Source organism: Pseudomonas sp. A-RE-22, assembly GCF_019956035.1.
Classification (GTDB): Bacteria; Pseudomonadota; Gammaproteobacteria; order Pseudomonadales; family Pseudomonadaceae; genus Aquipseudomonas; species Aquipseudomonas brassicacearum.
Window position 1 is genome coordinate 64,169 of record NZ_JAHBCZ010000016.1, and the last position, 24,289, is coordinate 88,457.

Genomic DNA, 24,289 nt, shown 5'->3' on the forward strand with positions numbered 1-24,289 from the left:
TACTGGCCCCATCGCGAGCAAGCTCGCTCCCACATTTCGTCCGGCTTACACATGCCCCTGTGGGAGCGAGCTTGCTCGCGATGAGGCCGGTACAGACCCAAAGAATTCAGCGGGCCTTACAAAAACATCTCCCGACTCAACCCATGCCGCTGCATCTTTTCATTGAAGGTGCGGCGTGGCAGTTGCAGTTCTTCGAGCACGGCTTTCACATCGCCTTTGTGCCGGGTCAGGGCGGCGCGCAGGCATTGGGCTTCGAAGGCTTCCTGTTGGGCCGCGAGGGATTGGCCCGGCTCCGTCTCCAGGACGGGGAGTTGATCCAGCCCCAACACCTGGCGTTCGGCGACGTTGGCCAGCTCCCGCACGTTGCCCGGCCAGTCGTGGCTGAGCAGATGGCTCAACTGCGGGCCGCTCAGGGGCGCGGCGGGGCGACCCAGGCGTTCGGCGGCGCTGTGGGTGAAGTGTTCGAACAGCAAGGGAATGTCCTCGCGCCGTTCGCGCAGCGGTGGCAGGCGCAGTTCGGCGATGTTCAGGCGATAGGCCAGGTCTTCGCGAAAACGTCCGGCCCGGGCTTCGTCCAGCAGGTCGGGCTTGGTGGCGGCGATGATGCGCAGGTTCACCTGGATGCTCTGGTTGGAGCCCAGGCGTTCGAGCTTCTGTTCCTGCAACACCCGCAGCAACTTGACCTGCTGGGCCAGGGGCATGCTCTCGATTTCGTCGAGAAACAGCGTGCCGCCATCGGCGTATTCGAGCTTGCCGATGCGCTTGCCCTGGGCGCCGGTGAAGGCGCCGCTTTCATGACCGAACAGCTCCGCTTCGAACAGCGCCTCGGGAATGGCCGCGCAGTTCAACGCGACAAAGGGTTTGCTCGCCCTCGGGCCGAAGTCGTGCAGGCAACGGGCGACCAGTTCCTTGCCGCTGCCGGTTTCGCCGCGGATCAACACGTTGACCGGCAGTGCAGCGAGGTCCAGCACCTGGCGCCGCAGGTTTTGCAACGCACGGGAAACGCCCAGCAGCGTACCATCGAGGCGACCCCGGGCGTCGGCCTGTTCATGCAAGCGACGGTTTTCCAGGACCAGGGTGCGCTTGTCCAGGGCCCGGCGCAGGCTGCCGAGCAGGGCTTCGGGGCTGAAGGGTTTTTCCAGGAAGTCGTAGGCGCCGTCGCGCATGGCCTCCACGGCCATCGGCACGTCGCCGTGGCCGGTCAACAGAATCACCGGCAGGTCCGGATCGCGGCGGCGTACTTCGGCCAACAGCTCCAGGCCACTGAGGCCGGGCATGCGCACATCGCTGAGGATCACTCCAGGGAAATGCTCCGGCAACCGGGCCAGGCATTCATCGGCGCGGCTGAACAACTGCACCTGAAACCCCGACAGGCTCAACCATTGCTCGACGGCGCTGCGAATGCTGCCTTCGTCATCAACGACCATGACTGAATCAAGCATTCAGTTGCGCCTCCTGATCAATGGGCAAGGTCACGCAGAATACCGCGCCGTGCTCATGGTTGTCCGCCGTCAGTCGTCCACCGGATTCATGGATGATTGCAAACGAAACCGCCAGCCCCAGACCCAGGCCATCGCCCACCGCCTTGGTGGTGAAGAATGGATCGAACACCTGGGCCAGGTGTTCCTCGGCGATCCCGGTGCCGCTGTCGCTGACGGTCAGGCGCCACAATTGCTCATCGGCTTCCAGGCGCACTTCCAGGCGCTTGATGGGTTGGTCGGCCATGGCGTCGAGGGCGTTGCGCAGCAGGTTGATCAATACCTGTTCGAGGCGGATCGCATCGCCGCGCACCCAGGCCGGTCGAGTCAGGTGCAGCACGGTGCTGATCTGTTCGTCGCGCAGGCGCGTGTCCAGCAATTGCAGCGCCTGGTCGACCACCGCCGCCAGGTCCAGGCGTTCGCGCAGGCCACTGGGGCTTTTGCGGGCGAAGGTCTTCAGGTGACCGGTGAGGGCGGCCATGCGGGTCAGCATGTCGTCCACCGGCTTGAGGGCCTTGTAGGCGTCATCGACCCGACCATGATCGAGCAGCAAACGCAGGGTCGCCAATTGCATGCGTTGGGCGGTCAAGGGCTGGTTGATTTCATGGGCCAGGGCCGCTGACATCTGCCCCAGTGCCGCCAGCTTGGCCGATTGCACCAGCCCGTCCTGGGCCGTGTGCAGATCCCGGGTACGTTCTTCGACCAACCGTTCAAGCTCTTCGCGGCTGCGCTGGCGCAACTTTGCCAGGCGCCAGCGCTGGTTGAGAAACAGCAGCAGGAACACCAGCGCCAGCCACGACCCGGCGGCCGCGAGCCCGGCGTTGCGACGGTCTTCGAAGGCGATCTGCGGACGGCGCAGCAAGTGCAGCGTCCAGCCTTCGGCGGTCAGCGGCAAGGATTCCCACAGGTAGTCCGTCGAGCCATCGGGCGTCTCGACCCGGGCCAGATGGCTATTGTCGTCAAAGCGCCGCAACGTTTCGTAAGCCAGCGGTTGCAATGGTTGCTTGTCATATTGACGGGTGGCCTTGAGCTCGGCGCGGTCGCTGTCGCTCAGCGGCTGCAAGTGCCGATAACGCCAGCCCGGGCGGTTGGCGATGAAGATGATGCTCCGGGCATCGCTGACCAGCAGGGTGTCGCTGCCTTGGCGCCATTCGCGCTCCAGCTCCGGAAACTCCAGCTTTACCACCATCGCGCCGAGGAAGTCATCATTGTCGCCGGTCACCGCACTGGATAAGAAATAACCCGGAATACCGCTGGTCACGCCCACTGCATAAAACCGCCCGGTGCCCTGGGTGCGAGTCTGGATGAAGTAGGGGCGGAAACCATAATTGTGCCCGACGTAGCTGCTGGGCAGACGCCAGTTACTGGCCGCCACGGCGAGGCCTGTATGGTCGAGCAATTCAAGCGTGGACGATTGTGCGGCGCCGTTGATTTTTTCCAGTTTGCGATTCAATGCATCCTGTTGCGTCGCGCTCAGCGAGCCCTTGAGGGCATCACGCAACTGCGGGTCCAGCGCCAGCACGGCGGGCAGGGCGCGGTAGCGTTCGATCAGGGTGTGGAGGGAGTTGGCGTACAGCGCCAGTTGCTGGCTCGCCCGGCTAGCATCTTCCTCCAGGGCCACGCGCTCGGCATGGCGCACGGCGAGGACGGCGGCAAGGGCTGCGCCGGCGAGGATCAGGACGATGGCAAGGAGCAGGCGCAAGGGGCGCGGCATTGCGGGCATTTGATTGTTTCAAGGGCAGGGCAGGGATGGGCACGATAGCACGCCGAATTAGCGGCTGAATCGCCGCTATCGAGAGCCAGTTCGTAAAGAGGTTCACATTCGGCGTTGAAGCAAGCCGATCCGCCGCTTTCGCTTCAAGACAAACCGGCTATCTGAGCATGCTTTGGGTCTTCTTCAGTTGAACGATCGTGGCTTTCATCTGAAGTCTCAGGTTTTGAGGCGTGTCGCCACTGGATTCTCCGAATAGCTTTTCCAGCGGCTGGTAGGTATTGGTAGCGCCGAGTTCCGCCTTATTGAACAGCTTGTCGATGTAGTCCATTTGTGCGTTCAGCACCTCGATCATGCCATTGATGTACTCGTCGGCCCGGGCGATTTTTTCCTCGGAAAGTTCACGGTTGGCGCTGCGGATTTCGTGAATGATCTCGATTGTCCCGAGCACTGTACCCACCGCGGCCCCGATTTCGCTGGCGGTCACGTTTCCACTGGCTTTCAGCGCGATTTTGGTGCCGGTGACAGCCGCTTCCTTGCCGGCTTTCAAGACGTTTCGGGTGGTGGGCGCGGTCACGGCATGGAGCAGGTCCTGACCTTTCGCCTTGGCATACTCGTCCAGATTGAGGTGCCTGTATTCGCCTCTCTTCACGATGCGGCTCGGGTCCAGTTTGCGGGTCTTGAAGTTGACCGCTGCGCTCAGGCTCAATCGCTCCAGTGCATAGTCAAGGCCAATGCTCACGCCTTTGCTGGTCGTGAACCCCAGCGCGGCCCCCAGGATGATACCGGGTGGGCCCGCAACGCTGCCCAGTGCCGCCGCCCCCATGCCCACCGCGATGCCCGCGCCATAACTGATGACCTGCGCGCCAACATGAGCGCCGACACGTACCGCGGCGGACTGGGCGTGAGCCGCTACCGAGCGATGGCTTTCCAGTTGGGTCTGCGCTTCGCGGGCCCTGCGTGAAGTCAGCTTCAGGATGTCCTTGAACTTGGCTATCTCCCGGTTCAGTTTGTGTTTTTTCTTCCGCCCTTCATGGTCGGCCGCGGCCTGCGCTTTCCTGTCATCCCTCTCTGCCTGTGTCTCCAGGATCAAGCCTTGGTCGTCGGTCAGCGTCATCGGGTTGTTGCCGACGAATCCATACAGGTTCAACCCGTCGACAGTGCCCGCCGGGTCCGGGCTCAACCAGCGCTGCAACCACGGCGGGTAATAACGCGCACCGTAGTAATACAGGCCACTGGCATCCAGCTCCTTGCCCGAATACCGCAAAGTCTTGTAGTCGACTTCTATTCTCGAACGGGCGGCCTGCCAGCTGGTACCACCGAACGGATAGTAATGCTCAAGGTTGATCAAGGCGCCCTCGCGGTCCAGCTCCAATGTGCTGGAGCCCAGGTGGTCGTCGAGGTTGTAGCGCAGTTGGTCGGCTTCGATGCCGTCCGGTTGGCCGGCTTCCCAATGCAGGCAACGGACGCTGCCGTGGGCCAACGCAAATGTGATGATGTGCAATTGCTCCCCGTGGCTGCTCGTGCGGATTTCAAGGTCCGGCAAATAACGGGTTTCGTGGCGGGTACTGGCGGTGATGTGGGTCTTGCTGACCCGCTCGCCCAGGCTGTAAAGGTAGGTTTCGTCATCGTCGGCCATGCCGTTGTCGCGCTTGAGCAATGTCACTCTGCTGAGCTGGTCGCGGGCATTCCATACCAGTGGCTGGGCACCGCGTTGCAAATACAATGGGTTACCGTGGGCATCGAACAGCGCGTCGAAATCCGGTTCCGGGTCGTCTACTGTCCAGCGCACGCCCCGGTTGCTGTGGGGGGCGATACGCAGTGCCTGGGTGTGATTGTTGCCTTCGCGAACATGCCGCAGTTGAGTCAGGTTGTGGCCGCTGTCGTAGGTGTAGAACTGGGTATAGTTGAAACGGACGGAGGGGTCGATGGGAACGACCGGGGCCGGTAAACCGGGCAGCAGGTGTGGTGTGTCTCCCTCCAGGCCGGTGGCGCTGGTCAGGCGATAGAGCGAGTCGTAGGTGAACTCACGGTGAGCGTCCATGCGCTGATTGGCAAAGTACAGGGTGCTCACTGTCTGGTCCTCGATGCGCAGCACATTGCCCACGGGGTCATAGAAATAGGCCAGGTCCTGGCGCAGGGCCTCACCGGCTTTTCCTGTCTTGAGGGTGCTCATCCGACCATCCGCCGGATCACGTGTCCAGCGGCTGGTCACGCCGTTGGCGGTGTCCTGGCGCTCGATCTGGCCGGCTGCGTTATAGAGGGTGTCCAGCAAAATCGGTTGTGATGCCTCATGGTCCTTGAGTTTCAGGTCCGCTTGTCTGAGTTGCCCGCAAACGTCCAGGCGTAAATCATATCGGTGGCCGCCGGCGTCAGTCTGGCTTACCAGTGCGCCGAGGGCGTCCCGGGTTTGTGTACTGGTATAGGGGATAGCGTCGGCAAAACTGCGTACCTGGCGCAACGATTCACCCAACAGACTGTAACGGTCGAGGCGCAAGGTGCCCGAGGTGTCGGTCTGCTCCAGCAACTGCCCACGCAGGTTATCTACGGTGTCTTCAGTGGCGTCGGCGTAGGTGAACGTTTCGGCATTCGCCTGGCCATTCTCCTCCAGGGCTAGCGGGCGCAGCTGGTTGTCATACTGCGTGCGCCAATGGTTGCCGCGCGCATTCCATACCTGCAAGGTTTCACCCGCCAACCCCGGCAAGGCCAGGCGCCATCCAGCGTCGACGCTGTCGGTCTGCAGGGGGCTGGCCAGGAGGTTGTAGACCTTGGCCTGATTGGGTTTGGGGGCATGGTCGAACAGACGTGGGTCCCATTGCTCGGTCAAATGGCCGGTTACGTTGAACCGTTGACGAGTGATCAGCGCGGCTGCGGGGGCCTTGGCCTGGCTTCGCAGATAAGCGATCTGCCGCACCGGCAGGCCACGGCCATCGACGGCAACGATATCCGGGGTTCGGGAGTGAACACTGTTCATGTCGGCCCTTCTACGATGAACCATCGAATGGCGCGGTATCGTTGTAATCGTGATCGCACTGGTACCACGGGTGATAGACATGCCAGGCCTCATGCCCCTTGGCATTGACGACTTTGACCAGCCGCCCCGGCGGGTCGTAGAACTGCCGGTCGTGGTAGCCGTGTTCACGCAGCGACGCGTCGTTGATGTAACGCCAGGCATCGGCGAAGTAAGGGCGGTAGACCCGCGTGACCAGGCCTTTGTTGTTGTACTCGACCCGTTCGCTGACGCGCCAGCGCGGGTTGGCATCATGTTGGATCGGCCGCCCATCGTCGCCCAATCTCAGCGAGCCGTCCTCGGCCACGGCATAGGCTTGCCCAGGCTCGACCAATTGCTTGCTTTGCAGCGGGCGACCAAAACCGTCGACGGCGCTGACGGCGATGCGGATCTGTCGCAGTCGATCATCCGGATAGCGATCGGCGCTCAGCACGACGCTGTGGGCCGGTTCCCGGGTTGTGGCCTGGATCAGCATCCAGAGCAGTTCCTCGCCGGCGCTCCGGGTCTTGAGCCGGGCCAGGCGAATGCGCGCCGAGGCGCGAATGTGGCCGCTGGGCAGCACGTAGCGGGCGCTGATCCATTCATCGCGCTGCTCCGGCAACACCAGCGCCAGGTCGAGCGTGCCCATCCAGCTCAAATCTTCGATCCGTACGGCGCTGGCCATGTCGCCCAAGGTGTCCGCCGGATTTTCAATGGCGTGAGCGGGAGACAGGTCTTCGGGCGGCTCATAAGTATCGATGGAATCGAAACCCGCCGGAGCGCCATTCTCGGTGCCGTGAAAGGTGATAGCCAAGGGCACGCCGTCCGGGCCATAAAGCGCCTCTTGGACATTGTCGTTGGCGTCGATGATTTTTCGTGGCAGCAGCGAGTGATAGTTGTATTCGATGTGGGTTGCGCAGCCGTCCGGTAGGGTTACGGCGATGGGCATCAGGTGATAGGCGTCATAGTCGGTCGTGGTAACGCCATGGCTCTGGGTTTCCTGCAACGCACTGGCATGGAAGAAACCTTCCAGCGGCAGGTACGTGGTGAAACTGAGTTTCCTTGACCACAGTTCCTGCGCAGCGTCCTTGCCTGGGTCTTCAGGCAGGAACAGCCTCATGGGTTCGAAGCCAATCGTTTCCAATTGCTGGCGAATGTCGAACGGGTCTGGCACGGCGTCATAGGCGTCCAGCGCCTGCTTGTCGAACTCGGCCACTTCCAACGGACCGGGCAAGGCCTGGAACAGGATAGTGTTCGATTCATCGCGCAGGTAGGTTTGTTCGTCAAGACTGATCAACACCCGGGCAGCTGTCCACTCAGCCGAATCCTGATGTTCCAGGAAGCATTCATAGCTGACCTGTTGCGGGTTCAATCCTTCGGGGAGGTTTCCCTTGGGGCGTCGCAACCCGTTGGTGCGAGCGCGCCAAGGGAGGCCGAGCTTTATGCGCAGTCCGGTCTCGTCGGACAGGTCCAGTGATTCGGATCGGCTCTCGATGATATGGAAGATCTGTTGCTGATCGTCATGGGCATCGCGCCACCAAGTGTTCTCGTCTTCGTCTTCGAAGGGGGGATTATCATTTGCGATCAGGCGTCGGGCGTAATGAACGACGAAACTGTGCACCGGCTGGCCGTAGTGATTCCAATTCAGGGAGATGCCGTGCTGGGCTTGTGGGTCGTTGATAAACCCATCGTATTGAAGGCTGACTGTTTCCAGTGCCAGTACCAATAAGCTTTTATGGCCCGCATGAGGTTGACGCAACAGGTAGCGTTGTTGCGTCACGGTGTAGGGTTGGAGCATGGCGATGGATTCGGCGTGGTGGGTCTCGCTGCGCAATACATGGCCAGCCAAGGCGTAGGCCATTTCCCGGGCGGTCTCGGGGTCGGGCGTGATGATCTGGTCGGCTCCGTCCTGTTCGTGGAAACGAGTCAGCAATGTTGGGCCCAGCACTGGCGCGTCGTTGTCGGCTTCGAAACAATCCTTGAGGGGCTGGTCGACGCTACGACCGGTGTGAAACCAGGTCTTGACCAGTGCCGGCGCGGTAAAACCGCTGTCCAAGTCTGCGGCGGGGGTTTCGCTGTCGAGCTGATAAAGCCGGGCGAAGCCTCGGAATTCACGCTGAAAGCTGTCGTAGTCGCCCTCGAAATACGTGAAGCGCTGGGTCAGGCAATTTCCAGTGATTTCGTCCAATTGTTGCTGGCTGGCCACCAGCGGCAAAGCCATGGGTAGATGGCAGACCGGCGGCTGGGAGCGTTTCAGGATCTGCTGTTTTTCGTCCAGCCAGAACTGCGCGCTGCTGCGGTAGGCCAGGCTACTGCTGTAGCCCATGTTGTTGTTCGTGGCGCTGAGCAGGTAGGGCCGTGTCGCGACGAAGTCGTAGCGCCAATGGCGCGGTTTCAGGTCCGGCGTGTGATGGGGAACACTCAGGATCAAGCTGGCACAACCCACGCCTTGCAGATCGGCCAGGGTGACTTGGCAGAGGCGGTCATAGCGCAGGCCGTCGGGCCACTGGACCCGCAGGGGTGTTTGCTCCAAGCCATTGCCGCCGCGGTTGAAGTAGATCTCGAAACAATCGCTTTGCAGATAAATCAATGCGGGTGCCCCGGAGCCATCCAGATCGGCGATCCGCACCCGCTCGGCATCGAACTCGCTATAGGTGAAGGGTAGGGCACTCACGACGAAGCCCGCCCCGAAATGTCCATGGCCCAGGTTCGGCCAACACTTGATTTCATTGCAGCGAATACGGCACAGCTCGGTGCTGTCGCTGCCGAGCATATTGCCAAACAACACCAACTCGCTGCGCACGTCGCTGAACAGGGGCAGGTCGCTGTCCGGTTCATGGGGGACGTCCACGCCGGGGGCGAAACCCTCTTCCCGCAGATTGGCGTAGAGCCGCACGCTTTTCGGGCCGATCAGGGCCAATGAGCGCAAGCCGTCGCCGGACAAGTCGCCCAGTTGGGCGGCGGGATGCAGGAATTCGCTGGGGAAGCGCTTGAAGTCGGTAAAGGTCGACCAACTGCGGTCGGGGTTGAGGGTATAAAAGCCACTCATGCCGGGTTGGGCGATGACCCAATTGAGACGACCGCTGCCGGTGAGGTCCGTCAGTATTTGCATCACCGCCGAGTTATCGGTGGCGATCGGGATGCTGGGCAGCATTGACCAGGGACCATAGCTGATTTCATCATGATCTTCGCTCTCGCCGCGCTCAGGCTCGCGGTAGTACCAACTATCGGCATGGCGGCACAAGAAACCCGGAATGCCTTCGCCGTAGAGGTCGACACACTGGTAGCGACGACCGTCTTCCAGGGCGGGCATGGTTTCCAAGGCAAAAAATGCCGCTGGCTCAAGGTTCGGCTCGAAGTCGGTGTATCGGAGTTCCACCGGAGGGCTGTATCCGACCCGACCCTCGGCATCCCAGTCTAGATAATGGGCGGCGGTCAACAGGCTGTAGCCCAACTCGGTCGGGGTGTATTCCAACAGCAACCGACGCAGCAGCGCGGGTTCGTTGTCGGCTCCGGCAGGGAATTGGTGAAACATCAGCACCTGATGGCACAGGCGCCGGGTGCCCACCTCGAAGCCGTACCGGTAAGCGTGGATAGGATCGCTGCGTAGTTGCCAGGCGTTTTCGTCGAGGGCGGTCCAGGCGGGTTTTTCCTCAAGTTCGAGGGGGCGTTGGCCGTAATCGAATATCAGGTGAAAGTGCCAGGCCAGTTCGGTCGGGTCTTCAACTTCAAAGCAATACAAGGTTTCGCTGGCCGTGGCGTTGCCATAACACAACCGTTGCAGGTAACGCTGGGCGCTATAGTCGTGGGGGCCGTCAGGGGGACAGGGGTCGGCCTTGTATTCGTAATAGATGTGCTCGCCCAGCGGGCTGACTTCTTCCAGCAGCAGCCATTGGGCAATGCGCGACGGGACCTGCGGGTCGGCAATACGTGACGTTGTGCTTTTCCCATAGCAATACACGTGGCCGTTGCTGCCCTGTACTCGCCAGAACGGATGGCCATCGATGGAGGTCCAGAGTTCATAAATGTCGAAGGTGCTCTCGACCCTCGGGTAATAGCGCACCACCGCGAAAATACGCTCGCCCATCTTGCGGCTGGTCTGCCGCTCAAGATCTGGCCAGCGATCCACCCCATCGGGGCCGACCATGACGTCGTCTTCCCCGTAGTGCGGGACGCCATTACTGGTCTTGCGGCTGATGCTGGGGACCGACAACTGCATGCCGATGCCGAACAGGCCATTGCCGTTTTGGCTGTTGTATTGCAGAGCCAGGTCCGGCGTCAGATGCCGGGCGCTCGACACGGGCAGCGGCAACTCGAACGAGGCGGCGCCCCTTGTGCCTACCGGGCCGAGGCTGTTGCCGAGGGTCGCGATTGACGCGCCGCCGGCAATGGTGGGCGTGATGATCTGGAGGGGGGCTTGCTCTGCCATTGAAGGTTCATCCCTTTGATCCGCGCCAGGGTTGATCCCCGGCCAGGGTGAGGATGCCAAGAGAGAGCAGGGGTGTAACCTGTCAGATCTGACAGGTGGGTGGGTGCAGCCGATGAATGGCTGTGCTCGCTCCCACAGGTTTTTGGTTGAGACATGAAAAAGGCCGGTGGGCTTGTCGCTCACCGGCCTTCGTCACAACGCTTGCGTGCGGGTTACTGCACTTCCACCGCCAGGCTTTCGCTGATCTTCTGCTGCCAGATCGCTGGGCCTGTGATGTGCACCGACTCGCCTTTGCTGTCCACGGCGACGGTCACCGGCATGTCCTTGACCTCGAACTCGTAGATCGCTTCCATGCCCAGTTCGGCGAACGCCAGGACCTTGGATTTCTTGATCGCCTGGGCCACCAGGTAAGCGGCGCCGCCGACGGCCATGAGGTAGACAGCCTTGTTGTCCTTGATCGCTTCGATAGCGGTCGGGCCGCGCTCGGATTTGCCGATCATGCCCAACAGGCCGGTCTGCTCGAGGATCTGGCGGGTGAACTTGTCCATCCGCGTGGCCGTGGTCGGGCCGGCCGGACCGACGACTTCGTCGCCTACCGGGTCGACCGGGCCGACGTAGTAGATGAAGCGGCCCTTGAGGTCCACCGGCAAGGTTTCACCCTTGTTAAGCATCTCGACCATGCGCTTGTGCGCGGCATCGCGACCGGTGAGCATCTTGCCGTTGAGCAGCACGGTTTCGCCCGGTTTCCAGCTCTGCACGTCCTCCGGGGTCAGGGTGTCGAGATTGACGCGACGGGCCGACGGGCCGGCTTCCCAGACGATTTCCGGGTAGGCGTCCAGCGGTGGCGCTTCCAGCGACGCCGGGCCGCTGCCGTCGAGCACGAAGTGGGCGTGACGGGTGGCGGCGCAGTTGGGGATCATGCACACCGGCAGGGAGGCGGCGTGGGTCGGGTAGTCCATGATCTTCACGTCGAGCACGGTGGTCAGGCCACCCAGGCCCTGGGCGCCGATGCCCAGTTGGTTGACCTTCTCGAACAGCTCCAGGCGCATCTCTTCGATACGGTTCTGCGGGCCGCGAGCCTTGAGCTCATGGATGTCGATGGATTCCATCAACACTTCCTTGGCCATGACCGCGGCTTTCTCGGCGGTGCCGCCGATGCCGATACCGAGCATGCCCGGTGGGCACCAGCCGGCACCCATGGTCGGAACGGTTTTCAGCACCCAGTCGACGATGGAGTCGGACGGGTTGAGCATGGCCATCTTCGACTTGTTCTCGGAGCCGCCGCCCTTGGCCGCCACGTCCACTTCCACGGTGTTGCCCGGGACGATGGAGTAGTGGATGACCGCCGGGGTGTTGTCCTTGGTGTTTTTACGTGCGCCTGCCGGGTCGGCGAGGATGGAGGCACGCAGGACGTTTTCCGGCAGGTTGTAGGCGCGACGCACGCCCTCGTTGATCATGTCGTCCAGGCTCATGGTCGCGCCATCCCAACGCACGTCCATGCCCACGCGCACGAACACGGTCACGATGCCGGTGTCCTGGCAGATCGGCCGATGGCCGGTGGCGCACATGCGCGAGTTGATCAGGATCTGCGCCATGGAGTCGCGGGCTGCCGGCGATTCTTCGCGCAGGTAGGCCTCGTGCATCGCCTGGATGAAATCCACGGGGTGGTAGTAGGAAATGAACTGCAGGGCGTCGGCAACGCTCTGTATCAGGTCATCTTGCTTGATCACGGTCATGAGTCGCGCTCCTCTCTAAAGACGGGAACATTCAATAAGGTGCCGGCCGCTGGGTGCATCGGTCGACGGGCGGCACCTCTATAAGGCACGCCGGGCATGCTGGCGCGACGCTAAAAAGGCGCGGCAGTATATCGCAGGCTAGCCCCCCTGTGGGAGCAAGCCTTGCTCCCACAGAAGCTTTGCTCCCACAGCCCAACAGAGCGGTGCACAGGTGACGTGTCAGGCACCAAACCACTGCGTCAATATAGGCCATTGCTTTGACGCCATTTTTCTGCTCCAGAATTGAATGGTCATTTGTCCTACACGCCACTAAAGTGGCGTCTGGCCTGTAGCGTAGGACGCCTCCTGTCAGTTTCCTTTCCCATGGTGAGTCAACGATTGACCCATAACGCCATTCAACGTCTTTTGCTGAAACGCTTCGCTTTGGCGGCCGCGACGTACGCGCTGGCACTGGTTTTGTTGTGGCTGGCATTTTTCAGTGGTCATTACCTCGATTCGTTGCGCGGTGTCATCATCGGCAGCGTGTTGGTCGTGCTGTGCCAGGCCGGGTTGTTCGCGCTGTTTATCACCGACCGTAACCTGCGCTTCGCCGACCCCAGCCTCACCGAAGCGCAGGTGCTGATCGGCCTGGGCTGGCAGACCTGGATGATGGCGCACCTGGACCAGGCCCGGGGCGTGTTCCTGGTGTTTTATGTATTGATCCTGTTGTTCGGGCTGTTCCACCTGTCGCGCCGGGCCTTTGTGCGCTGCGCGTCGCTGGTGTTCATCAGCTTCACCGCGATTACCCTATGGGACGGTTACTTCTTCAGGCTGCCCGATCCCACCTTGGCCGGGTTGCAGGTGGCCGTGCTGTTTCTCGTGCTGGTGTGGCTGGTGTTTTACGCCCGCTACGTCCAGATATCACGCCAGCGCATGCGCCAGCGGCGGTTTGCCTTGCAAGCGCACCAGGACACCTTGCGCGGGATGATGCGCCAGCTCGAAGACCTGGTGGCCACCGATGAGCTGACCGGGCTGTTCAATCGCCGGCACTTCCTGCGCCTCGCTTCCCGCGAGCTCAACACCCTCAGGCCCGGCATCGCCCATGGCCTGGCCCTGATCGATCTCGACCATTTCAAGCGCATCAACGACCTGCACGGCCACGCTGCGGGCGACCAGGTGCTGCAGGCTTTTGCCGCGGTCGCCACCGCGTGCCTGCGCGAGGGCGATGTATTGGCCCGATATGGCGGCGAGGAATTTGTCATGCTGCTGCCCGCCTGCGACCCCCAGCGCCTGACGGCCTGCTGCGAGCGGCTGCGGCTGGCGTTCACTGAAGTCGAGCTGATCGGTCTGCAGGTCGGCGCCCTCAGCTTGTCGGCGGGCATGACGATGCTGGAAATGGGGGATGACCTGGACAACGCGTTGCAGCGTGCCGACCAGGCCCTGTACCGTGCCAAGCGAGACGGCCGCAATCGGTGCGCTGCCGGCTGGGAGAACACCGATGCCTGAACTGACAGTCGCCGGTCGGCAATGGACGGTGGCGGCGGGCAGTAACCTGCTGGACGCGTTGAACGGCGCCGGTGTGGCGGTGCCCTACAGTTGTCGCGCCGGCAGCTGCCACGCTTGCCTGGTGCAGTGCGTGGGCGGCGATGTGCGCGACAGCCGCCCCGACGCCCTGAGCCCGACGCAGCGCGACCAGGGGTGGCGGCTGGCCTGCCAATGCCAGGTGGTCGAGGATGTGCAGATCCACACCTTCGACCCGCAACGCGACGGCCAGGCCGCTCACGTGGCAGCAGTGGATTGGCTCGGTGGCGAGGTGCTGCGCCTGCGCATCACCCCCGAGCGGTCGCTGCGTTATCAGGCCGGGCAGCACCTGGTGCTGTGGGCCGGTGACGTGGCCCGGCCGTATTCCCTGGCGAGCCTGCCCGAGGAAGACCGTTTCCTGGAGTTCCACCTCGATTGCCGCGAGCCCGGCCAATTCATCGAGGCGGCCCGGCAGATGAAGGCCGGCGACCCGATCCGCCTGGGCGAACTGCGTGGCGGTGCCTTGCATTACGACCCCGACTGGCACGACCGGCCGCTGTGGCTGCTCGCCGCTGGCACCGGCCTGGCGCCGTTGTTTGGCTTGCTGCGCGAAGCTTTGCGCCAGCATCACCAAGGCGCGATTCGCCTTATTCACGTGGCCCATGATGGAGCCGGGCATTACCTGGCCAAACCCCTGGCGGCGCTGGCGGCCAAGCATCAAAACCTCAGCGTGGAGCTGCTGACCGCGGCCGAGGCGCCGTCCGCCTTGGCGCAACTGCGGCTTGTTTCGCGGCAAACCCAGGCCTTACTCTGCGGCCATCCCGACCGGGTCGAGGCCTTCGCCAAGCGCTTGTACCTGGCCGGCTTGCCGCGCAATCAACTGCTGGCCGACGTCTTCCTGCCCCGTGGTTGAGCGCTGATCTTCAGACGCGAGACCGACCATGACCGAAACCCTGTTGCTCGACCGAGAACGCGGCCTGCTGACGGTGCGCTTGAACCGTGCGGAAAAGAAAAACGCCCTGACCCGGGCCATGTACAGTCAACTGGCCCAAGCCCTGGCGATGGCCGATACCGACCCGCAGATTCGCGCAGTGCTGCTCACCGGCTCCAGTGACTGCTTCACCGCCGGCAACGACATCATCGACTTCCTCGAACAACCACCGAACGACCTCGATAACCCGGTGTTCCAGTTCATGCTCAGTCTGCTCGATTGCCGCAAACCGGTGATCGCCGCCGTGGCCGGGCCGGCGGTGGGCATCGGCACCACATTGCTGCTGCACTGCGACCTGGTCTACGTCAGCCGGGACGCGCGGCTGCGTATGCCGTTCGTCAACCTGGGACTGTGTCCGGAGTTCGGCTCCAGCCTGATCCTGCCGCGGCTGCTGGGCCAGGCCCGGGCTGCGCAATTGTTGCTGTTGGGCGAGGGCTTCAGTGGTGAACAGGCGGTCGCCTGGGGCATTGCCACCGAGGCGCTGGACAGTGGCGAGGCGGCCTTGGCCAAGGCTCGGGAAGTGGCGTTGCGCTTCGAATCGCTGCCGGCTGAAGCGGTGAACATCAGCAAGCAACTGATGAAAGCGCCCGACCGGGAGCAACTGCTCAGGGTGATCGAAGAAGAGGGCAGGCTGTTCACCCAACGCCTGCGCTCGCCCGAGGCGGTAGCGGCGTTGTCGGGGTTTATCAACAGGCATTGAGTTTTGCAGCGCCTGGACTGGCCCTATCGCGAGCAAGCTCGCTCCCACAGGGGGTTGGGGGCGAGCGGAAAGTCTCGGAACACCACAGAACCATTGTGGGAGCGAGCTTGCTCGCGATGACGGCAGTTCAGGCACTGCATTCTCCGAGAGCAAAAACCAAAAAGCCCCGCCATTCACATGGCAGGGCTTTTGTTTTTCAGCGCTCGGTCACTCAGACCATCGGGTCGCCAACGTGCAGGATTTTCATCCCGTTGGTGCCGCCGATGGTGTGGTAGCTGTCGCCCTTGGTCAGGATGACCCAGTCGCCAGTCTGCACCACGCCACGCTTGACCAGTTCATCCACCGCCGCCTGGCTGACTTCGCCCGGTTGCAGGGCGGCCGGGTCGAACGGCACGGTGTAGACGCCACGGAACATGGACGCGCGAGCCTGGGTTTCGCGGTGCGGGGAGAACGCGTAGATCGGCACCGAGGAGCGAATGCGCGACATGATCAGCGGTGTGTAGCCACTTTCGGTCAGGGCGATGATCGCCTTCACGCCCGGGAAGTGGTTGGCGGTGTACATTGTCGCCAGGGCGATGCTTTCGTCACAGCGCTCGAAGGTCTTGCCGATGCGGTGGCTGGAAGTCTTGCTGGTCGGATGCTTTTCAGCGCCGATGCAGATACGCGCCATGGCCTGCACCGCTTCAAGCGGGTAGAGGCCGGCGGCGCTTTCGGCCGAGAGCATCACGGCGTCGGTGTAGTCGAGCACGGCGTTGGCTACGTCGGACACTTCGGCGCGGGTCGGCATCGGGTTCTGGATCATCGACTCCATCATCTGGGTCGCGACGATCACCGCTTTGTTATGGCGGCGTGCGTGCAGAATGATCTTCTTCTGGATGCCCACCAGCTCGGCGTCGCCGATTTCCACGCCCAGGTCACCACGGGCCACCATCACGGCGTCGGACGCCTTGATCAGGCCATCGAGGGTTTCGTCGTCGGCCACGGCTTCGGCGCGTTCGATCTTGGCCACCAGCCAGGCAGTGCCGCCGGCTTCGTCGCGCAGTTGACGGGCGTATTCCATATCGGCGGCGTCACGCGGGAAGGACACGGCCAGGTAGTCGACTTCCATTTCCGCGGCCAGCTTGATGTCGGCCTTGTCTTTTTCGGTCAGGGCCGGTGCGGTCAGGCCACCACCGCGACGGTTGATGCCTTTGTGGTCCGACAGCGGGCCGCCGATGGTCACGATGCAGTTCAGTTCGGTGGCGGTGGCGGTTTCGACGCGCATCACCACGCGACCGTCGTCGAGCAGCAGCTCGTCGCCCACGCCGCAGTCCTTGACCAGGTCCGGGTAGTCGATGCCGACCACTTGCTGGTTGCCTTCGGTCAGCGGATGGCTGGTGGAGAAGGTGAAGGCGTCACCGATCTTCAGCTCGATGCGCTTGTTGGCGAATTTGGCGATACGGATCTTCGGGCCTTGCAGGTCACCCAGCAGGGCAACGAAGCGACCATGCTTGGCGGCGAGGTCGCGCACCAGCTTGGCACGAGCCTTGTGCTCGTCGGGGGTACCGTGGGAGAAATTCAGGCGGGCAACGTCCAGGCCAGCCAGAATCAGCTGTTCGAGAACTTCCGGCGAATTACTGGCCGGGCCAAGGGTAGCGACGATTTTGGTGCGACGGACGGACATGCAAGACTCCTCAAGTTCAAGCGCCAGCGAAGGCTACTATGCTCTTTGGGTGTAGTCATTGTTCATATGCACTACTTTTTCGTTTGTTTTTCGAAATGAACATTCCTGAAAATTTTTGCGCCTTGGATGAGCTTTCAAGTACAGCTTGGTGGTGAGCTGGAATGATCTGTGGGAGCAAGGCTTCATTCATGTCACTGTGCCTCCATCACTGATCATCCTCCTTATCAGAAGGACAAAGCCCAGTTCCATTTTTCAGGCTGAAGATTTTCCCACCCAGGTCGATACAGAGCTCAAGACAGGAGAACCTCCCATGCGATTCGTGCTTTTCGTTGCCCTGGCCCTGAGCGTCACGGGCTGCACCCGTTGGTCGATGAACCACCACATGAACCTGGCCTACAAGGCCTATGACCGCGGCAATTGCGAGCAGGTCATGCTCGAACTGTCCCAGGTCGACCGCGCCAGCCGTGCCCGCCGCTACATGCAGCCGGAAGTCTCGATGCTGCGCGGCCAGTGCCTGGAACGGCAGAAGCTGTTTATCGATGCGGCGCAGACCTACCAGTTCATCATCACCCAATACCCTGACAGCGAATACGCCTTCCGCGCCCGCGCCCGGCTCGAGACCCTGCAGAGCCTAGGCCATTATCCGACCCGCAGCGCGTCGGCGATGCGCCCGACGGCGTCCTGACAGGCTCATCAAGCCATGGCCGGGGCGATCCCTGGCCACAAGCGCCTGGCGTGTTTTTGTTTATGAAAGGTGTACGGACGGACTGGCTGCCACACGACCATGAGCTATATTTGTACAAATCGTCATTAGAGCTAAATCTCTAACTTCAAGCGGCACCTGTGACCGGCGGCAGTAGGGCCTGGACGCTTGCGAGCGTCTGGCACCGGGATCGGGGAGAGCGAGCTGGCGTGTGCTCGTTCCGAAGTATTAGGTTGCCCCGATTCGGGGTCGTTCAAAAAGCGATACAGGACATGTACAAAAAGCGGCGAATCGAACGGCAGCAGTTGCCGTGTTTCCTGAGAGTGTTCAATGGCGTCAACGGCAAGCCCATCGGTTTCTTGGGCAACGTTTCTGCAGATGGCCTGATGCTGATCAGCCATTTACCGTTGATGGTCGGCGCGGACTTTGACCTGCACCTGAAGATCCCTTCCGATGAGGGACCGCAGCAGAACATTGTGCTCAGAGCCAATTGCCTGTGGTGCCGCGAAGACGTGACGCCGCAGCATTTCGACGCCGGTTTCAGCCTGAAATGGGCGCCGCCGGAGTACGGGCAACTGATCAGCGCGTTGCAGCAATATTTCAGTTTTTATCCGTTGCCGGAGTCAGCCTGAAATCAGGCCATGGAATAACCAGCCTGGTTGATGCCTCTGTGGGAGCAAGCTGTGCTCCCACAGGTTACTCAGAAACAGTCCAAAGCTTCAGCGCTGAACCTTCGCCTCGTTATCCAGCAACAACACACTGAGTCACCGTCACAACTTAACCCATTTGGAAATGCAGGTTCGCAAAGATCAATCCGGCGAAGCGTGCGGGCAAACCCGCTTCCACCGTGCGGGATCTGGGGGTATTACTGACCACTATCCCCGCTTCGATCAAGCGGCCCAGTTCTTCCGTTGCAAGCCGATCCTTCAAACCTGTGAACACCTTAAACTCCGCACGCGGCATCGCACCTTGGGTGAGAAGAGCCAACACAGCAGCTGCGCTGGTGGGTCTGATACCGGCACGGCGAAGGTCAGGATCCGTAGAGAACACCTGAACAACCTGTTCGCGCAACCTGGCTGGGTTTAGCGAGGTCGTCATGTAATCAATCTGGTCGTGGCAGACATCGAGCATGAACTCAATGAAGTTGAAGTAGTGACGCTGTGAGAGTTGGCCGCGCCCGTCATAGTCACCCTCACGAGGGCGATCAGCCAAAGCGAGGAAGCGATAGTACTCATCCTGCCTGCGAGCCAGACCACGAGACAGTGACCAGAGGGTAGGTTTCAGCCCGAGATGAACAAGTTGCAGGTGGGTGAGCATCCGAATCACTCGGCCATTACCATCAAGGAAGGGGTGGACAAGCGCCACTCGGTGATGACCCGCCAGGGCGGCGATCAATTGGCGCCGCGGATCCTTTATTCGTCCGTAATGCAACTGCAGATGCTCAAGCATGGGCAATACAGCTGCGGCAGCTGGAGCGACATGTGCGCCAACCTGGACCTGCTCATTCTCTTCGGCCCGCAGTCTGCCGGGTTCCATCATGCGACCATCGCCTAGGGTCAGGTCCTGCGTAGAAGCACCCATGAACAGCCGACGATGGAGGGTAGCGATCAACTTGGGATCGAACATAGCGGAGAAGTTATCTATTGGGCGCATGCGAAGCACCCGCTCCATCACCTCCTGCTGCGTCATGTGTTGCACGGCAAGCTCTTTGAGTTCCTTTCTTTCCCGTTTCGGTATCGTGCGTGCAGCCTGGAGGTCAGCGATCTCAGTTCGATGCCCTTCGATCAGATTCGAGTAGTAGGTATTGGTGATGCGCAGCAGGCCCGCCAGTTGCTTCGATGTCTCATCGGCGAGCCGTCCGGCAAGAAATTCTGCCTTACGCGGCAACTGATCCGCGGCCTGAATGATCGAGTCGGGCAGATTTTCTGGCAGTACCGGGTCAAGGTACGTTTTCGAGGTAATCATCATTTTTTGCTTCCAGTGAACAAAACGGCAATTTCTGCGGAAATTTATGCGGAAAATAAAACGGCCGATAACGCCCGTGGTTGCTTGGTTTAGTGATGCCGTACGATAGATTGTTTTCAGCATTTTGCGGATTTTTATGCGGAAAACTTAAAATTGATTAATCAGCACCTGCACATGTGCGCAAGCGTCGAAACGGCGGAGAACCTATAGGCTGGAACTGGCAGGCGAGATCATGATTCTGGCCTGGCATTGGCTTGATGCCCTATACGTTCCCCAAACGTGACACCTGTAGGAGCTGCCGAGTGCAACGAGGCTGCGATCTTTTTCCAGACAATTGAGTCCTGAGCGAAAGACCGTCGGATCAAGATCAAAAGACCATCCGAACGCGGCCCGAGCCTTCGGCAGCGCCTACAGGGCGCTTTCAGCGCTGAACCTTCGCCTCGTTATCCAGCATCTTCTCCAGCAACAACACCCCCATCTCGCCCATCTGGTGAATCGCCAGGGCCAGGTTGCGCGGGGCGCCTTCCAGGTCTTCCGATAAATCCAGAATCAGCGTGCTCACCGAGCAGAAGGTTTCGTAGGTGTGCGCGAGCATGCCTTCGGGGTCGGCGTCGGGGGCGACGATGAAGTAATCGAGTTGTCGTTCGGGTTTGCCTGGGTCGGGCTTGAGGTAATGGTCCAGGGCTTTTTGCGCGGCTTTGTCGAGCTTTTTAGTGTTGAGGGTTTTGTGAGCGGATTGTGAATCGGTTCTCGGGGGATTGGGTGTTGGTTTGATCATATTCACTTCTCTTTGATAGTGCTGCCGCCCGGCTCGCGACTAAACGAGGGGTGGCGGCTGGACGCAGGTTAGTCGACCGGTGAGAAGTGAAACCGGCGCGCCCGAGAGCGCCCTGCGAACAGCCACCATCAAGTGCGGGGGAAAGGAGAACCCGACTGGATGACGCTTATGCACATCACTTCACTACCGGGCGACTAAACCCGATCGCTGGTTATCAGCGACACGAATCAAGTTACGGGGCAAGGCCAAGGCGCACAAGCCGGCGGATTCTGGCGGATCTGTAGTCCGTTGCGCAAGACGCTGTAGTCATTCGGATGTTGCCTTGCGCTGGGTCCCGCCACTCGTCGGCACTGTCAGAACTAACAGGTGTTTGAGTAGACCGAGTGCCATTTACTGGTACCAGGAAACCTCCTGACGATATGGCTGACCGTAATGCCTTTTTGATTCCGATTAATAGTTAAGGAGTTAGTCATGGGCGCTGGCGATGATTCTGAAAAAAACGAACTCGAAGATGCGTCAGGATACAATGCAAAGGACCTCAATAAAACTGACGGTGCTCTTGAATCGGAAGATGATGTTGCTTTTCCTAATGCTTTAACCGGGGAAGTTTTTTTAGAAGCGGCGAATTCCAGTCATCCCCTTCTTTGGGCGAACTTTGCCGCCTGGTATACATGGTCCCCCAATGGCAGATCCTTGGAGCTGAGCAACTTTAAATACAGTGCGAGAGATAATGGTCGAAAGAAGGGTAATGTCAATATAAGACTTCAGTCGGCAGCTGATACCGGGTGGCGCGAGTTGACTACAAATGGAGATCAAAACGCGGAGTGGCATGGAATTCCTGGAACACTGACGGTGGCGGGGGATGTGAACTCTGTAGTGGTTAATTATGATTATACGTATGACTTGAATAATGTAGGTGACCCACACTTGGGAGCTAATAGAACCTATAGGTTTATTCCCGCTGCTCCAGTCATTACAGGGCCACAAGGTTACATTAGTGACTTGCCAGTCACGGTTTCAGGTATTGGTGCTGCATTCGCCGATGGCACGGTTACCGTTCATAACGCTAATGGCGACGGTGTGTTGGGGCCAGTGGCGAATCTTTCTGAAGTCGGCATATGGGCAACAACGATCAACATGCCGAGCGGGTTGGAGACCCTAACGTTCTACGCCATACAAAAAATAGGAAATGCGATATCTGGAAAATCAAATCAGAAGACCATTGACTGGGCCCCGACGACACTGACAGAGCCCGCAGCGAACGCCATCGTGCGCGCCGACCAGCTTGTCTTCAAGGGTAAAGGATTTCCAGGCAACCGAATTTGGGCGGTTTTCCCCAATGTCGGCACCGAGCTGTCTGAAAGAGCTTCCGTAAACACCAATAAAACGTGGCAGGCCGAGGGTAAACTCCTGGCCAGTGGACGCTGGTCGGCACAGGCTGCGTATCAGTCGGGGAGCGAACCCATTAGATATACCGAGGAGCACCGTTCCTTCACTGTTTTAGGTAAACCGAGCATCACCCGGTCCACAGCCACTAAGGATATGAGTTTCACGGTATACGGAACAAATGGGATGGATGGCGCCAGCGTCGAAGTTAGGCTTGATGTGATTGGTACCCCGGTAGGCAAAGGCACAGCAGCGACGAACGGCTCCTGGAATGCCAGGGTACAAGTACCGCCAGGGATGATTTCTTTGGTGGCTGAACAAACCTATCAAATCGCGTCGGGACTGAGCACTGCCCAGGCGTTTAAAGTGCGCCCCCCCAAACTGACCGCCGTCACCGTCACCACCCCGACCGATACCTCAGTGAAATTCGAAGGCGACGGCTATACCGGCTCAACCGTCGAGATCACGGTCGTCAGCGGCCCCAACGTCACAGCGCCGGCCCCTGCGCCGGTTAACGCAGGCCGCTGGAACACAACCGCGACAAACTGGCCCTTTGGCTCGTACAGCCTGCGGGCTATCCAGCGGTTTCCCGACGGTGCCAATGGCTGGATTGACTCGCAGCCATACACCTTCCCCGTCAACCTGATACTTCCAGACCCGACCGATATCACCTACACACCGGTCTACCAGCCCGTATTCTCGGGTAAAGGGTTCAACGGTGCGACGGTGATGCTGTTCAATCCCGGTGGTGCGTCGAAGGTGGCGCCGGATGCTGGCGTGTCGTCCGGTCAGTGGCAGAGCAGGGCATCAGAGGTTTGGGGGCCGACATTCAAACGGAAAGTCCATATCAGGCAATACCTGAATGGAGCACCGTCGCCGACCTGGCAGGAAATCGAGGTCACCATCCCACCGCTGGCACCGGTCATGAACGTGCCCGTGGAAAATGGCCTCTCGCCCAACCTCAATGGCACCTGCTGGCCGGACGCGGTGCTGACACTCACATTCAGTGACAGCACCACCGAACACCCCGTCGAGAATAACAACGGCACCTGGAATTTCCGCCGCACCGAGCCGTTTGCACCCGAGGTCATCCACACCGCGACGCTGATCCAGACCGCCGCCCAGCAACCCTCACCTGCAGCATCCAGAACCTTCACGGTCGTTCTGCCCATGCGCCAGCCAGTGATCACTGACCCCATCCCCAATGCCGAGGTCGGTCGCGAGCTGATCGTCCGCGGGCGTGAGGGCATGGCCGAGGCATCGATGCAAGTGCGCGACGCCCAATTTCAAACGGATCTGGGCGAGCCCAAGGTGCTGACTGCCGATGGCGAATGGTCTGTCGAGCTGCCCGTGCTGGCCTTTCGTCGCTACACCATCGACGCGCAACAGACCCTGCGTGGGGTGCCTTCCGAGCGCAGTGAGACGGTGACATTCGAGGTGGTGGTATTGCCACCGGTGTTTGACGTGCCGCAGCCAGGCAGCGACCTGCCGCGCACTATGGTGTTGTCTGGCACAGGCATGCCGGGCGGGCGGGTCGATGTCTGGCTGCTGGGCGCCAGTGAGCCGTTGATCGAGGATATTTTTGTGGGCGCCGAAGGCTGGAAAGCTGAAGTGACGCTGCCGGTGGGCGAGACCACGATTCTGGCCCGGCAACGCTTCGAAGGACGGACCTCCAAGGACACTGCGCCGTTGACCTTCAACGTCGTCCCGGCTGCCCCGTTCATTGAAACCCCGGCCACCGACGAGCACATCGGCCGGCGGGTGGTGGTGTCGGGTTTCGGCGTACCGGGGGATACGGTGACGGTGAAACTGGGTGACGCTGCGCTGACGGTGTTGGGCGATAGCCCGGTGCTGGAGGATCGTACCTGGTCGGTGACGGTGGCGTTCGATCACCCCGGCGGCCTCTACGACCTGATGGCCGTGGCGTCGAGCGAAGGTTTTCATTCTGCCGATTCACCGCCGCGGCCGGTGGTGCTGGGCACCTATCGACCTTCCATCGACGTGCCCGTGGCCGGAGGCTGGGTCGACAACCCGGTCAACTTCGAAGGTCAGGGCCGGCCGGGCATCGGCCAGGTGGTGAGCTGGTTCAACCCTGATCAGGTGTGGGCGACGGGTCTCCCCGTCGCGGCCAGTGGTTGGGAAGGCGGGGCGTCGCAGGCGCTCTCGGCTGGCGGTAACTGGTGCCGGTTCGGACAGACCATCACCGACACGGTGGACGGCGCGACGGCTTCCGATTGGGTTGAGAGCCGGCGCGCCGTGC

15 protein-coding genes are annotated in these 24,289 nt (G+C 60.9%); 6 read left to right on the top strand and 9 right to left on the bottom strand.

Annotation, left to right across the window (positions count from 1 at the left end):
* Positions 1-116 precede the first annotated feature (116 nt).
* The 5 genes from KGA89_RS10380 to KGA89_RS10400 all read right to left on the bottom strand — a co-directional run bounded on the left by KGA89_RS10380 (position 117) and on the right by KGA89_RS10400 (position 12,343).
* A complete protein-coding gene (locus KGA89_RS10380; RefSeq protein ID WP_223471475.1) occupies positions 117-1,442 on the bottom strand; it encodes a sigma-54-dependent transcriptional regulator in 1,326 nt (441 codons plus the stop codon).
* Positions 1,435-3,201, bottom strand: a complete 1,767-nt coding sequence (locus KGA89_RS10385) for an ATP-binding protein (RefSeq protein WP_223471476.1) — start codon at positions 3,199-3,201, stop codon at positions 1,435-1,437. The genes KGA89_RS10380 and KGA89_RS10385 overlap by 8 nt, the downstream gene beginning before the upstream one ends.
* A gap of 148 nt (positions 3,202-3,349) precedes the next feature.
* Entirely contained in the window at positions 3,350-6,163 is a 2,814-nt protein-coding gene (locus tag KGA89_RS10390) for an RHS repeat-associated core domain-containing protein (protein ID WP_223471477.1), read from the bottom strand.
* A 10-nt stretch (positions 6,164-6,173) separates the two neighbouring features.
* Positions 6,174-10,607, bottom strand: a complete 4,434-nt coding sequence (locus KGA89_RS10395; protein WP_223471478.1) for a SpvB/TcaC N-terminal domain-containing protein — start codon at positions 10,605-10,607, stop codon at positions 6,174-6,176.
* Positions 10,608-10,819: 212 nt separating this feature from the next.
* Positions 10,820-12,343 carry a fumarate hydratase gene (locus tag KGA89_RS10400; protein ID WP_003205127.1) on the bottom strand — a complete coding sequence of 508 codons (1,524 nt, stop codon included), beginning with the start codon at positions 12,341-12,343 and terminating at the stop codon, positions 10,820-10,822.
* Between the two features lie 378 nt (positions 12,344-12,721).
* On the opposite strand from KGA89_RS10400, the gene KGA89_RS10405 reads away from it, so the two are divergent.
* Genes KGA89_RS10405 through KGA89_RS10415 form a run of 3 tightly spaced genes read left to right on the top strand, consistent with a single transcriptional unit; the run spans position 12,722 to position 15,534 of the window.
* Entirely contained in the window at positions 12,722-13,828 is a 1,107-nt protein-coding gene (locus KGA89_RS10405) for a sensor domain-containing diguanylate cyclase (protein ID WP_003205125.1), read from the top strand.
* Complete coding sequence (locus KGA89_RS10410; protein ID WP_003205121.1) at positions 13,821-14,756, top strand: iron-sulfur-binding ferredoxin reductase; 936 nt, start codon at positions 13,821-13,823, stop codon at positions 14,754-14,756. Before KGA89_RS10405 ends, KGA89_RS10410 begins: the two co-directional genes overlap by 8 nt.
* Before the next feature lie 28 nt (positions 14,757-14,784).
* Positions 14,785-15,534 (top strand): enoyl-CoA hydratase, encoded by a 750-nt coding sequence (locus tag KGA89_RS10415; protein ID WP_003205119.1) that lies wholly within the window; start codon positions 14,785-14,787, stop codon positions 15,532-15,534.
* A gap of 211 nt (positions 15,535-15,745) precedes the next feature.
* Here KGA89_RS10415 and pyk read toward each other — a convergent pair whose 3' ends face one another.
* Both pyk and KGA89_RS30505 read right to left on the bottom strand, forming a co-directional pair.
* Positions 15,746-17,197 carry a pyruvate kinase gene (pyk, locus tag KGA89_RS10420; protein WP_003205118.1) on the bottom strand — a complete coding sequence of 484 codons (1,452 nt, stop codon included), beginning with the start codon at positions 17,195-17,197 and terminating at the stop codon, positions 15,746-15,748.
* A 55-nt stretch (positions 17,198-17,252) separates the two neighbouring features.
* Positions 17,253-17,387, bottom strand: coding sequence for a hypothetical protein (locus KGA89_RS30505; RefSeq protein ID WP_256212897.1), 135 nt, complete (start codon positions 17,385-17,387; stop codon positions 17,253-17,255).
* Positions 17,388-17,507: 120 nt separating this feature from the next.
* Here KGA89_RS30505 and KGA89_RS10425 point away from each other — a divergent pair, with 120 nt between their 5' ends.
* Both KGA89_RS10425 and KGA89_RS10430 read left to right on the top strand, forming a co-directional pair.
* Positions 17,508-17,882, top strand: a complete 375-nt coding sequence (locus KGA89_RS10425; protein WP_003205116.1) for a tetratricopeptide repeat protein — start codon at positions 17,508-17,510, stop codon at positions 17,880-17,882.
* Between the two features lie 290 nt (positions 17,883-18,172).
* Positions 18,173-18,532: a PilZ domain-containing protein gene (locus tag KGA89_RS10430; RefSeq protein ID WP_003205114.1), complete on the top strand. Its 360-nt coding sequence runs from the start codon at positions 18,173-18,175 to the stop codon at positions 18,530-18,532.
* Positions 18,533-18,677: 145 nt separating this feature from the next.
* Here KGA89_RS10430 and KGA89_RS10435 read toward each other — a convergent pair whose 3' ends face one another.
* The gene (locus tag KGA89_RS10435) at positions 18,678-19,988 is read right to left on the bottom strand and encodes a Fic family protein (RefSeq protein WP_223471479.1); all 1,311 of its coding nucleotides are present in this window, start codon (positions 19,986-19,988) and stop codon (positions 18,678-18,680) included.
* A gap of 298 nt (positions 19,989-20,286) precedes the next feature.
* Complete coding sequence (locus tag KGA89_RS10440) at positions 20,287-20,643, bottom strand: DUF6124 family protein (RefSeq protein ID WP_057452563.1); 357 nt, start codon at positions 20,641-20,643, stop codon at positions 20,287-20,289.
* Positions 20,644-22,395: 1,752 nt separating this feature from the next.
* Between KGA89_RS10440 and KGA89_RS10445 the strand changes: the two genes are divergently transcribed.
* Positions 22,396-24,289 (top strand): hypothetical protein (locus tag KGA89_RS10445; protein ID WP_223471480.1); only part of this gene is annotated, 1,894 nt, incomplete at its 3' end.